Genomic DNA, 13061 nt, shown 5'->3' on the forward strand with positions numbered 1-13061 from the left:
GATATTGCTGCACAAGTGAACATCGAGATGCCACGATCTTTTATGGAATCATTTTTCATAGTAACCTTATCAGAAATAGTTCTTACTTTTGCTTATTATACTACCATATATGAAGACCCTTTCTCTATCATGAGCCCCACAATGATAGTTATAATTATTACTGGAATCATGCTTTTGAATATCATGATGATAACATGTTATAGATTTCTCAAAGGGAAAATACTCTCTTTACCTGATAGACTCAATCGAGAAATAGAGAATGTTACAAAAGATCTTGAAGCCATATAGACAATAAATGAAATATTGATACGTAATTATGTCATATACGCTACTATTAAGAAAATTATACTCTATAAGAAGTTGCTAAAACTTGCTTCAAATACACATATTCAGAAATCTTTCATACATTTATCAACCGAAATCAATAAGCTCCAACTCTCATCGCTTATAAACCTCCGTTCCGACCTCCAGCTTCGCCTCGAAGAACAGCAGAAAACTCTCGAACAAGCCAAGTCTGAAGTCGAGCAAAATATTCACTGAACTATTGAACTCGAACAAATTTCTGAACTTCAACAGGCTCGGCTTGATAAGCAGATAGAACAGTTCGAGGAATTACAGAGAGTGCTCGTGAAGGTGTAATTGACTTTCTAAAAATAGAGATATAATTCCATCATGACTAGCGTAATTATCGATAACATTCCTGAAACGAAGAAAGCAGAATATCAAGATTTCTTTCGTACACTTGTACGTGAATACAATCTAGATGAACTCGAAGACCATCTGTTTGGTCTTCATATCGCGAAAAATGGAGAAACCTCTTATCCAATTTCTGAGCTCAAGGCAAAATATGAAAGTCAGATATCATAGGTAATTCGAGAAAGATATCAAAAAATATGCATCTCCTGAACAAATTCGGGAGATTTTTGAATTTATCGACTTACTAGAGAAAACTAATTCACTCCAAGATATTGCAAATATCAAGAAACTTTCTGGGTTCAAGGAGTTTTATAGAATAAGGCTTGGAGAATATCGATTAGGCTTTCGTATAATCTGAGATACATATATTCAACTCGACAGATTCCTTCATCGGAAAGATATTTATCGGAAATACCCGTAATTCGGTTGGGGATTTTGTATTTCTATGAAATTTCTGGTAGAATCATCATATAATCTCATCAGAGTTGGTTCGAGAAAGTAAAATAGGAAATATGCAAAATTCTACAAATATCACAATGCCCCGATTTTTAAACCGATATAATCGATTTCTAAGTGAATTGGAAAAGAAATCTCACTATGATGCAAGTGTATATGCATCATTCATGAGTATTATATGGTTTATAATATTACCATTTCTTATTATGTCGATTTGAACAAAAGTCGGAGGTAGTGGAGATGTTGGTGTAGAATATTTATTTATATTTTACCCAATATTATGATTCTATTGAACAAAATTATTCTTTCGTATAACACGGTATCATTTTAGTCAATATTGAAAAATAAGATTGAAAGAAATATTCCGAAATATAAGGAGTCTATATACAATTATCAATTCAAAATTAGAGCTTATACAATCAATAGATGAAATTCTCGGTAAAATCGATGAAATAAATGAATTTCGCGGAGAATTGAGTAAGTTAGATGAAAAGATAAAACAACAGAAAACTCTTAATAAGAGATACTGAAGATTAATAAGAGATACAATAGAATGGATACTTCATGTCCTTTCTAATCTCCGTTCCGACCTCCAGCTTCGCCTCGAAGAACAGCAGAAAACTCTCGAACAAGCCAAGTCTGAAGTCGAGCAAAATATTCACTGAACTATTGAACTCGAACAAATTTCTGAACTTCAACAGGCTCGGCTTGATAAGCAGATAGAACAGTTCGAGGAATTACAGAGAGTGCTCGTGAAAGTACAATAAGAAAGAATAAAATATCTATAAGTCAACAGGATTTTCTAAAAATAACAACTGTATCTTTGTGTTGATAGAAAATATCTGCTACAATTACCATATCTCTAATCTTTTTTTTATGATTCTCGACAATATCTTCGCTGAATGTAGCGAACGTGGATGATCTGATATCCATCTCAAAGAAGGACAACCAATGATTCTCCGCATCGAATGAGAGCTTTTGAGGAGTAATGATATGAGCATCCCGACACAACCATTTATGCTGGAAGTGCTGAGCGAATTGCTCTACAAAAAAAAGGAACGTATAGAATTCTTCGAGAAAAATCTCGAAATTGATTTTGGATATATCCATAGTGATGGGAGCTCTTATCGTGGAAATGCATATATATATCTCGGAAGGGTTGCTATTGCACTCAGAAGAATCTCGGAGAATGTGAAGAATCTCGGAGAGCTCGGAATTCCAAAAAGTATCAAGAAGGTACTCCAAGCAAAACAAGGATTATTCCTCGTGACTGGACCAACAGGAAGTGGAAAATCAACATCAATGGCATCCATTCTCGAAACGATCAATGAAACACGTTCGAGTCATATTCTCACGATCGAAGATCCGATCGAATACGTCTTCAAGAACAAGAAATCTATTTTCGCACAACGAGAAGTCGGACGAGATACACATTCATTCGGAAATGCGATCAAATCCGCGATGCGTGAAGATTCTGATATCATCATGATCGGGGAAATCCGCGATGCAGAAACTATGGAAACAGCACTCAGCCTCTCCGAAACAGGACACCTTGTATTCTCGACACTCCATACATCTGGAAGCGTCCAGACGATCAATCGTATGACACAATTCTTTCCGACAACAGTTGAGCCTCAGATTCGTGCACGTATCGGAGAATCGCTCATCGGAGTACTCTCTCAGAGACTCATTCCGACAAAAGATAAAAAGAGTCGTGTCGCAATACGTGAAATGATGTACGTAAACTCTGGAATCAAAAACCTCATCATAAAAGGAGATCTCGCACAGATAAACAACACTATCGAAATAGGAAATCAAGATGGTATGATTTCTATGCGAAAATATGCAGATATGCTCCGTGATCAAGGATTGGTCGATGAGAAAGACTATATCTGATATTTTATGAACGATATCGACACTCCGACAGGATTCTAGTTTTCTAGATGTGATAAAGTCTTCGGGAATTCAGATATACTGTATTCTCGATTTCTTCTCTTGACTCTGTACGCAATGTACAGAGTTTTTCGAATGTGAGAAGTGTATTCGCGGGCTCATTCACCGTGCCACGGACTTCTTGTGGTGCGAGAAATGGAGCATCCGTCTCAAGAAGAATTCGATTCAAGGGAATTTTTGATGCAGCTTCTTGAATCTTGGAAGCATTTTTGTATGTGAGAATTCCTGAGAAAGAGAAATAAATATCTTCAGAAAACCGAAGAAGTTCATCGGCAAAATCCCAATCTTCAGAAAAACAATGCATCACGCATCGATGGATATCATTTTCCTGGATGAATGCGAGAGTATCATCGCGCGCATCTCGTGTATGAATCACAAGTGGTAAGTCATATTTCTGAGCGAGTTCCCACTGGAATATCCACCAAGCCCGTTGATTCGCTTTTTGTATTTCTTCCTTCCCTTCCGTCAAATAATGATAATCCAATCCCGTCTCCCCTATCCCGACGATAACATCACGATTTTCGATGATAAGTTCCTCGAGTTCTTGCATTTCTTTTCCTCCGATTTCTTGATTTTGTGATTCTTCTGGATGATAGCCGACGGTTGCGAAAAAAATTCACGGAAAACGACGTGCAAGAACAATAGCTTTTTCGGAAGTCAGAACGTCGCAGCCAATCTGAATCGCCTGTGTGATTCCATTTTTTCTCATATTCGAAACTACCTCGTCGATGCGAGGTTCAAGCGTTTCCCAATAGCAATGTGCATGTGTGTCGATAATCATAGTGAATTTAGTCTTGAATCTGCATCTCATTCACGCGTCATTCTGTATCGAGAAATGCGGGTGAACCATCGTGGAAGAGAAATCCCTGAATATTCATGCCTGTCTTGAGAACTTTCGAAATTCCCGTATTTCTCTCTAGAGAAATAATATACGATGTATTTTCTTTCAGATTCTGGAGTGAGAGTTTGGCTGAATCTGATGTGTCGATATATCCGATACGAAGAGAAGGTGAGATATCTATATAATCCGTAAATCGTGGATTTTTCTGCCAATTTCCATACTCGAAACCATATACACCATTTTTCGTCTTGATCTTCCATGAATTCGTATTATCAACCAACTCAATACTATCATCATATGGAAATGCGGTCGATTCATGGCCATCCAGTGAAATAATGTATTGGTCAGCAGATCAACGCTGGAGGACAATATATTGTCGCGAAATATCGAGAGCAATCGATTCTGGCTGGAATGGAAGCGAAGAAATGCTCACAAATCTATCAGCAGTAAGAATTCCAATTTCTGAAATACGATCCAATGTACGAAGTACGAAATATTTCCCTCATTTCCCTGTTCCGATAGATTGGAATGATCAGGAAAAAGAATTCATCGCATTCGCAAGAAGTGATGATTCAAGTGTAGTATCAATATTTTCTCCAGTAATAGGAGAATAGACAAAAGCATTGGTAAAATCAGCACGATAATTTTGTTTTTGTCCGATCGTCATGGTGATATTATCTGAAATATTTTCTTTACCAGATGCTGTGAGCGAGAACGTATATCTTGCGGGAGGAATCACGATAGTACAAGTTTCCTGACATGTCTGATGGAAAACCAAAACTTTGTCCGCAAGTGGTAGATATGTATATTCGAGCTTTCCTTCGAGAGAAACATCGAAAGTGAGTCACTTTTCAGTCGACTGAAAAGTGATCGAACTCGTATTCGCATAGAAAAAATACCAGTACGCTATTCATGGAAGAACAACGAGGAGAAAAAGGATAATGATGGCAAGAAGTCTTGAACGCATAGAAATATTTGCAATTAGGAAGATTATAGAGAAAATCAGGAAAATACAAATTCTCCTCTATTTCGCAACCGAAAAACTATGCTCCAATATTTTCTCTCATCTTTTTCCCAAGAATGACCGCATATTCCTGTGATTCTCGATGAGAACAGTGCACTCGAATGTATGAAGCACTTCACAGGACATCATATCACTTCACTCGAAGAATGTAGAACAGGAAATATGGAGAATGTATTTCTCTATGAGAAAAGTGATGAGAAAAAACATATGAGTATTCTCGATGTGCGTGGATTCATGAATGAAGTTTCCCTTCAACCGTATGGGAAGAAGGCAATCTACATTCTCAATAATTTCGATGAGGCAACACCAGAAGCGATGAATGCTGTATTGAAAATATTGGAAGAACCGCCAGAATATGCAATAATATTGCTCGTTGTTCGGAATCCTTCCAGTATTATTGAGACGATTCATTCGCGGACGATTACGCTTTTTCATACACAATCTCGGAAATCTATTCCAGAAGAAATGCGGGAAATGATTCGTGGATATTTTGCTGGAAGTCCGATCGAACTCGTACAGTTCCTCTACGGAAGTAAATATGATGAAGATACTGCGCTCGGCATTCTCGTCGAGAGTCTCTGATATGCCGAAGGAGAAATAATTTCTCAAATTGAAGAAGCAATGATTCAGATATTCCAAGTGAATGAGAATCCGAGAAATATCCTGGATCGAATATTCTTGTGTAAAAATCCAGAGTAAATATACCTCATATAGTATGCATAGAGTCATAATGTAGAAAAGAAATCTACAATATTTTACAGAGAGAAATTATGTATGGATACCATTTTTCACAAAAAACGCTACTAGAAATATAGGAGTTTCTTTGACTATAGAGCGGTTTTTTTTATGATACTATGGTCATCAAAAAAACACTTATGAATCCACGTCCAAAAAAAACTCCATCTCCCAAAAAAACATCCAATCCAAAGACTATCAACTCACCTATCGTTCCATCAGCTCAGAATGTGTTCTTTTCTACAGAAGAACGTCCGTGAACACTCATCATTGTTGAGGGTTCGGATGGAAGTGGAAAATCCACACAACTCCTCATTGCCAAGAATCTTCTTGAATCGAATGGATTTTTCTGCGTTCACAGTGTATGGAATTCATCTGAGAAGATTCATGACATGCAGAAGAAACTCAAGAAAACAGATTTGCATATGCCAGCAGCGGTATTCGATACCATTTATGCAGCGGACTTCATGGAACGTTATCTGACAGAAATGCGCGGAGCTCTCCGTGCTGGTATGGTGGTTCTCTGCGATCGATATATGTACACGGCGCTAGCTCGTGGATATGCTCGTGGACTCAAGATGGAACATTTGAAGCCATTCTATGACTCATTTTTCCCTATTCCAGATCTTGCTTTCTACTTCCGTATCCCTGTAGATATTGCTGCCCAGCGTGCTATCGGACGCAATCCACTGAAACACTACGAAGCCGGTATGGATGTTCGTTATTCTGAGAATATTATCGAGAGCTTCAAAAAATTCCAAACGAAAGTCATCGAAGGATATGATACACTCGCCGAAAGATGTGGTATGCATATTATTGATGGTACGGCTCCAGTATACAAGACTACTCCTCTTTTTATCGAAAAAATTGCTGAATATTTCGAGAAAAAATATGACGTCCGACTCATGGGTATTCATTATTCAGAAAAAAAATAATAACATGAATTATATTCCTGTGTTCATAACTTATTATTCATAACTCGTAATTTCCTCAACATGCGTCCAAATATCAGTAATTGTCATGCCCTTCCTGGAACCCTTATTATATTCGAGGGGGCTGATGGATCTGGCAAAACTACAGAAATCAAAATTCTCAAAAGACTCCTCGAAGACGAAGGACACAGAGTGATTGTATCAGAATGGAAACGTTCCCCTATCATCGGTAACTTCTTGCGAAAAAATGAAGCACTTCCAAAAATTGACGAAAGAGTTCTTCCCGAAACAAATCTTTTTTTCCAGACGGCTGATCTCCTCTATCGAATAGAAAGAGAGGTTATTCCGGCACTGAAAAAAAACTACATTGTTATAATGGATCGGAGTATGGAGACTCTCATTGTGCGAGGACTTATGATTGGTATGAATATAGACCAATTGGAAAAATGACTTCTCTGGTGGAGAAATACCATCTACAAAGAACTTTTTGATAAAGCTATTACTGTTGGTATTACTATCGAACTGGAAGAATCTCTCAACCGCTTACAGAAAAGAGCATGGAAAGAACATAAATCTCTGACAAGAAGCGGGAAAAAGGCTGAGGGTACACTTCTTGCATTGGAATTTATCAATAATCTTGTCTATTCTCCAGAAGGGAAAAAGATGACTCGAAATGATAAAAAGGCTTTTATACGAAAAACTCAAGGAAATATTATTGAGACCTACAAGTCTGTTTTCGCTTCCAGAACACCAAAAATCATCACTATCAACGGTGAAGCACCCCTTGTGAACGTAGAGTCAGAATTGCGAAAGAAAGTAATGGATGCCATCATCTAGTATCAAAATAATACACAACAAAGTAAATAACTATATAGCTCTATATGGTTATTTACTTATTATATAACTAATTCATAAAATAATTTTGACATATGGACATTTATATGCTATCTTATACAAGCATATTATCCTATAACAAATACACATATGCTCACAAATTCTAAGAAACTCCTTTCTGGAGTACTTGCAGCTGGTATGATGGTTTCTGCGGCAACATCATTCGGTGCCACAACTATTGGAAGTGGTTCTGTCGTTGGAAGTGGTGCTCTCACTACAGATGTAGTCTGGGATGACAATTTCCCAGGTATGGCAACTGGTGCAGTCGATGGTATTGCTATCCAAGCAAAAATTCTTCCTGTTCTCAATATGATTATTGACGGGGATGGTGTTATCGATCTCGGAACCCTTTCGAGTGATATCTACTCTTCAGGGAGTGTCGACGTCGAACTCGGAACCAATGCTGTCAACGGAGCCACTATAACAGTACGTTCCACAAAGGGAGGACTCCAGAATGCTGCAAACCCATGAGTATATGTGAATAGTTCTACTGATGATGAGATTGCTGATAGTTACAAATTCTCTGGAATCCTTGGTAATGATGATTCGAGCTACACATCTTTCAATCAAACATCACCTATTGCATCTGGTGTAGAAGTAGCAGATAATACAACAAGTCATATTCTCTACACATCTAATAAGCCTCAAAAAATAGAAGGAATTGACGATGTGACATTTGTTGTCGCTGCAAAACCAGGACTCGAAACTCCAGCAGGATCATATAGTGATGTAGTTGTCGTGACTGTCTCTGGAAATTTCTAGAAATATATAATACGATATAATACGGAAAAATCCTGTCAAAATGACAGGATTTTTTGTAGGTGAAATTGCATTATATGAGAATATATGGGAGACTTGAGGTATACTTTTCTGATATAACCCTTGTCAATATGAAACCCTTATCTCTTTTTCGCACTGTTTTCATATTTGGACTCTCCGTGATTCTTTCTATGAGTGAGATTTCTCCGAGATTATATGCTTCTGTAATTGGTAATGGTACTGTGACTGGAAGCGGTGCCCTCACGACGAATATCAATTGGAACGATACTTTCGTCGGATCGAGTGCGAGTGGGACCATCAATGGTATCGTCGTCACTGGACGTGTTCTCCCTACTTTGAATATGACTATTTCCGGATCAGGAACTCTCACATTAGGAAATCTTTCTAGTACTACATATTCTACAGGAACCGTAGATATAGAAATCGGAACCAATGCTGTCAATGGTGCTTCTGTCAGCGCGCAATCGACAAATGGCGGACTCCAAAATACGAGCAATAGTTCTATAATCATCAATTCTCTCTCTACAGATGGTGCTGCAGATAGCTACAAATTCGTCAGTGTTCTGGGAACAACAGATTCCACTGCCCTCTGATTCACACAATCTGGTGCTATAGATGTAGAAATTAACTCTACATCTGCTACAACTATATATAGTTCCAATAAACCACAACCACTTACTAATATTGATGATTTTACTTTTTCTGTGGTAGCTAAGCCAAATGGGCAAACACCTGCAGGAGACTATAGAGATGTCATAAAAATCACCGTTTCTGGAAATTTCTAGACGAAAATATTAATAACACATAATCTCAGAAAAAAGTCCTTATGTTTCTCAGGAAGGACTTTTTGCTTTTTGGAAGAGTTTTTCTATTATGGGTGATATTCTTACTCTTCATCATTATGAGATTTTTTCGATTATTCTTCGTATTTCTCCTCACTCAGATTATCCTTCCTGCAGGAGTTTTTGCTGTCGGACTCACCGCTGAGATAGGTATTTCCCCACCTCGCAATGAATTCTCTATGGATCCATGACAAACCGTAACGAGAGAGATTATTGTATTCAATAACTCAAACACCGAAACATACACTCTCAATCTCAGTGGTGGCGATTGTATAGCTGACGTGCACCAATGAGCACCAATTTGTCATACATACAAGGGCAATGGTATGGATAGAAAAAGTCTTTCGAGTTGGATGTCGTTTGGTGAGTATCAACATTTTACTCTCAAGCCAAGGCAACAAAAAAAGATACAAATCACATTTTCTGCACCAACAAATGCACTTCCTGGATGACATTATGGTATCGTATACTTCACTCCAGAAGTACCGAGTACAAATGGTGGTTCCGCAGTGACCATGATTTATCAGCTCAGTACTCTTTTTCAGGTGACGGTTTCTGGAGATATCATTTATGACGTTGAATTTGAAGGAGTGAACGTTGAGACATCTTTTTCGAGTGCTCCAGAAGTTCATCCAATAAGTGAATTCATAAAAGCACCAACAGATACCAAAACATGGTCATGAGCCCTGAATTTCTTGAAAGATTCACTTGATCCTCTCTGGAGTGCTCCAACACTCGAAAAAGAAAATACGGATTTTAATGTCAAATTCAGTATTCCCGTCACCAATTCTGGAAATATCGATGTTCGTCCTATTGGGCAAATTGAGCTCTATGATGAGAATGGAAATCTCCTAAAAAAAGTAGGAAAAGAGTCAATAAAAACTGCCGAAGGACTCTATGTCGGTGAGAGAGTTGTAGACTATCTTCCGATTAATGACGAAGGTGGGAGTGTACTTCCAGACGGAGATAGGAGACGTATATATAGTGTGGACTGGAAGGGATTTGCATACGAATGATACGAAGATGGAAAAGTGATAGTGAAATACCAAGATCCTGGAGATTACTATTCTGAGCTCACTATGAAGGATGCTGCGATGATTTTTCCATGGGAGAAACTCGAGATACGAACCGGGAAAAAGCTCATAAAAGCTAGAGTTTCTCTGGAATATATCGGTAAAGATAACAAGGTTGTTCCTGTAGAATTCGAGAAGGATATAATGATTCAGTACAAATATATAGCAAAAACGCTCAATATTGGTGGTATTTTGCTTGCATTATTCATCATAGTTCTTATCTGGATTCTCTTTCGCAAAAAGTCTCGTATCGAGGAACTCGAGGAAGAAAATGAAGATCTCGAAGAAGAAGTAGATGAACTCGAAGATGAGATAAATGAACTCGAGAAAGCAAAAATCAATGCTCAGAAAATTCTCGAACAGAAAAAACGTACTACAATAAAAAAAGCTTCATTAACTCCTGTGAAGACAAAATCAAGTACAAAGAAAGAAACTCCTACAAAGAATTCTGACTCAAAAAAAGAAACTCCAAAACCTCAAACGACAAAGAAAGTATCTCCTCCGAAAAAACCAACAGAAAAGAAACCTATCACAAGAAAAGCTACCACACCAAGAAAACCTAGCACTAAGAAAGAAGCTCCAACCAATCCTGAAGCATAATACAAAAACCTCTCAAATTCTTGAGAGGTTTTTTCGAAACCAATATCTAAATCAACCCTTCCAACTCTGCTATCTTTCCGATTTTTACCACTTCGATTCCTGAAGGAATATTGCCTGTATATTGCGCTGGAATGATAATGCGAGTGAATCCAAGTTTTATCGCTTCTGTGATACGTTTCTCGAGGAAATATACATTCTTCACCACTCCTGTAAGTGATACTTCTCCGAGAAAAATCGAACGCCCAAGAGATTTGCCAGATCGAGAACTCATCATCGCAGCGATACATGCGAGATCTACACCAGGCTCCGTGAGAGAAAGCCCCCTTCCAACATTCAGATACACATCATAATCTTCGAGTTTTATTTTTGTGAATTTACTCATCACTGCGATCAAAAGATCGATTTTCCCTTGAGAGACTCCACGAGAAGATCGTTTCGGATAACCGAACTTCGTATAGGTTGTGAGTGATTCTATCTCGACCAATATAGGACGATTCCCTTCTATCGTGAATGTGAGTGCCGAACCTGATAGTTTGGTATTTTCTGGATCGATGAATTCGAGTCCTGGATTCGGAATATCGATCAGTCCAGATTCTTCCATACGAAAAAGCCCAACATTATCCGTAGAACCGAATCGATTCTTGAACGCGCGGAGGATACGATAATTCTCGGTACGAACTCATTCGAGAAATAATACTACGTCCACAAGATGTTCGAGAGATTTCGGACCTGAGATAGATCCATCTTTGGTCACATGACCAATGAGAAGTATCGATTTGTTCGTTTTCTTCGCGAGATTCATGAACAGTTCCGTCATAATACGTATCTGTGAGATACTTCCAGGACTTCCATCGATCCGATCGCTCGAAAGCACAGAAATAGAGTCAACAATAATAATCTCTGCAGGATGAAGTTCGAGTGTTGCGATGATATCATCGAAGTTCGACTCTGAAATCAGAGAAATATTTTCGCTCGCGACACCGAGCCTTTTTGCTCGCATCGATATCTGACCTATATGTTCTTCTCAGCTCACATAGAGAACCTGTTCTCACTGAGATGCATACCACTCGCTCATCTGGAGAGCAAGTGTCGATTTCCCGATTCCTGGCTCACCTGAGAGAAGGACGAGACTTCCTGGAGTTATACCACCACCGAGGACGCTATCGAGCTCACTACTTGAACTTTTCATCTTCTCAAGAATCGAGTCAGTTCAGAGTTGGATTTTTCATACTTCTATTTTCTTTCCTGATATACTCTTCCCTTTTTTGGTATCGAGCTTGGATTCCTCGAGAGTATTCCAATCGCCACAAGTAGGACATTTTCATACCCATTTTGGTGTGGATGCATGACATGATGAACAGATAAACATAGATTTTTATGTTATGATAATTCCCTTTTTATATCACTATACGAAAACCCTTTCCGCAAAAATGCAGCAATGATTTTCTCACGATGCTTTGGATCAGTCATAGTATATCGATTTTTATACTTTTGCACTTCTTTTTTCAGAGAATCCATATCACTCATTTCAGAGATGATATTGTTGATTTCATCACGAAAGTAAGGATATTTTTGGATGAGCGTCATCGAGACTATCCGACAGGATTTTCCACGGTTCAGAAGAGTGTCAATCTGACGAAAGATAGATGATTTTTGGTATTCCCAATCTTCAATCTCAGTCATATTTTCTTCGATTTTCGCACGAATCAGTTCTCGAGCAAATCATTTTTTGAGAAGTTTCATTTCCATTTCTTTTCTCCCTTTTCCGAGTGATAGAAATGTCCGCATCCACAGAGCAATCATCAGTTCTTCATCATATCCAATATCTGTGAGAAATTTTTCTATATTCTGACATTTCTTTTTCGAGAGATATTCACGAATCCGTAGCCCCGATGGAGCATATCGACTCATATAGTTGGCAACCCGAAGTTCGAGATTCATACAAATAATTGACGGAGAGAAAGTATTGTGCTACAATCTACACATATCTCATAAAAATACAAATATGACATCAGATATTGTACATATGGGCCCTCACGCCCTCGCAGTACATGCCTCACGTCTCCAGGCATTGAAGGCATATGGTATATCCGAACATTCCCTTGCACTGAATGAAGAATCGAGACTTCCTGTGCCCGATTCCAAGACAAAATCCATTGCGAAAATCAGCAAAGCAAATCGTGCGCTTGCAGTGCAATCAGAACATGAGCTCATGGTTATCTAGATACACCACGA

The 13061-nt window shown here is 38.3% G+C and carries 15 protein-coding genes; 11 read left to right on the forward strand and 4 right to left on the reverse strand.

The genetic code is table 25. From position 1 onward, the window contains the following. Positions 1-360: 360 nt before the first annotated feature. The 4 genes from PHY14_03365 to PHY14_03380 all read left to right on the forward strand — a co-directional run bounded on the left by PHY14_03365 (position 361) and on the right by PHY14_03380 (position 3087). Positions 361-639: a hypothetical protein gene (locus tag PHY14_03365; GenBank protein ID MDD2693947.1), complete on the forward strand. Its 279-nt coding sequence runs from the start codon at positions 361-363 to the stop codon at positions 637-639. Positions 640-672: 33 nt separating this feature from the next. Continuing rightward, a complete protein-coding gene (locus tag PHY14_03370; GenBank protein MDD2693948.1) occupies positions 673-867 on the forward strand; it encodes a hypothetical protein in 195 nt (64 codons plus the stop codon). A gap of 758 nt (positions 868-1625) precedes the next feature. Continuing rightward, positions 1626-1919, forward strand: a complete 294-nt coding sequence (locus PHY14_03375; protein ID MDD2693949.1) for a hypothetical protein — start codon at positions 1626-1628, stop codon at positions 1917-1919. A gap of 109 nt (positions 1920-2028) precedes the next feature. After that, positions 2029-3087 carry a PilT/PilU family type 4a pilus ATPase gene (locus PHY14_03380; GenBank protein MDD2693950.1) on the forward strand — a complete coding sequence of 353 codons (1059 nt, stop codon included), beginning with the start codon at positions 2029-2031 and terminating at the stop codon, positions 3085-3087. Positions 3088-3091: 4 nt separating this feature from the next. Here PHY14_03380 and PHY14_03385 read toward each other — a convergent pair whose 3' ends face one another. After that, positions 3092-3886 carry a TatD family hydrolase gene (locus PHY14_03385; GenBank protein MDD2693951.1) on the reverse strand — a complete coding sequence of 265 codons (795 nt, stop codon included), beginning with the start codon at positions 3884-3886 and terminating at the stop codon, positions 3092-3094. A 7-nt stretch (positions 3887-3893) separates the two neighbouring features. Further along, positions 3894-4913 carry a hypothetical protein gene (locus tag PHY14_03390; GenBank protein MDD2693952.1) on the reverse strand — a complete coding sequence of 340 codons (1020 nt, stop codon included), beginning with the start codon at positions 4911-4913 and terminating at the stop codon, positions 3894-3896. A gap of 78 nt (positions 4914-4991) precedes the next feature. Here PHY14_03390 and PHY14_03395 point away from each other — a divergent pair, with 78 nt between their 5' ends. From PHY14_03395 to PHY14_03420, 6 genes are all read left to right on the forward strand, one after another. Further along, positions 4992-5669 (forward strand): hypothetical protein, encoded by a 678-nt coding sequence (locus PHY14_03395; GenBank protein ID MDD2693953.1) that lies wholly within the window; start codon positions 4992-4994, stop codon positions 5667-5669. A gap of 176 nt (positions 5670-5845) precedes the next feature. Further along, on the forward strand, positions 5846-6640 hold the full coding sequence (locus tag PHY14_03400; GenBank protein MDD2693954.1) for a deoxynucleoside kinase: 795 nt from the start codon (positions 5846-5848) through the stop codon (positions 6638-6640). A gap of 60 nt (positions 6641-6700) precedes the next feature. Then, positions 6701-7474: a hypothetical protein gene (locus PHY14_03405; protein ID MDD2693955.1), complete on the forward strand. Its 774-nt coding sequence runs from the start codon at positions 6701-6703 to the stop codon at positions 7472-7474. Between the two features lie 147 nt (positions 7475-7621). After that, on the forward strand, positions 7622-8293 hold the full coding sequence (locus tag PHY14_03410) for a hypothetical protein (protein ID MDD2693956.1): 672 nt from the start codon (positions 7622-7624) through the stop codon (positions 8291-8293). Positions 8294-8421: 128 nt separating this feature from the next. Then, on the forward strand, positions 8422-9096 hold the full coding sequence (locus PHY14_03415) for a hypothetical protein (GenBank protein MDD2693957.1): 675 nt from the start codon (positions 8422-8424) through the stop codon (positions 9094-9096). A gap of 116 nt (positions 9097-9212) precedes the next feature. Beyond that, positions 9213-10826, forward strand: a complete 1614-nt coding sequence (locus PHY14_03420; GenBank protein MDD2693958.1) for a hypothetical protein — start codon at positions 9213-9215, stop codon at positions 10824-10826. 46 nt (positions 10827-10872) lie between these two features. Here PHY14_03420 and radA read toward each other — a convergent pair whose 3' ends face one another. Both radA and PHY14_03430 read right to left on the reverse strand, forming a co-directional pair. Beyond that, entirely contained in the window at positions 10873-12195 is a 1323-nt protein-coding gene (gene radA, locus PHY14_03425; protein MDD2693959.1) for a DNA repair protein RadA, read from the reverse strand. A gap of 11 nt (positions 12196-12206) precedes the next feature. Next, positions 12207-12767: a RecX family transcriptional regulator gene (locus tag PHY14_03430; GenBank protein MDD2693960.1), complete on the reverse strand. Its 561-nt coding sequence runs from the start codon at positions 12765-12767 to the stop codon at positions 12207-12209. Between the two features lie 64 nt (positions 12768-12831). On the opposite strand from PHY14_03430, the gene PHY14_03435 reads away from it, so the two are divergent. Next, positions 12832-13050: a hypothetical protein gene (locus PHY14_03435; GenBank protein ID MDD2693961.1), complete on the forward strand. Its 219-nt coding sequence runs from the start codon at positions 12832-12834 to the stop codon at positions 13048-13050. The last annotated feature ends 11 nt before the right edge of the window (positions 13051-13061 follow it).

Source organism: Candidatus Gracilibacteria bacterium (genome assembly GCA_028687475.1).
Lineage (GTDB): Bacteria > Patescibacteriota > Gracilibacteria > BD1-5 > UBA2023 > STC-74.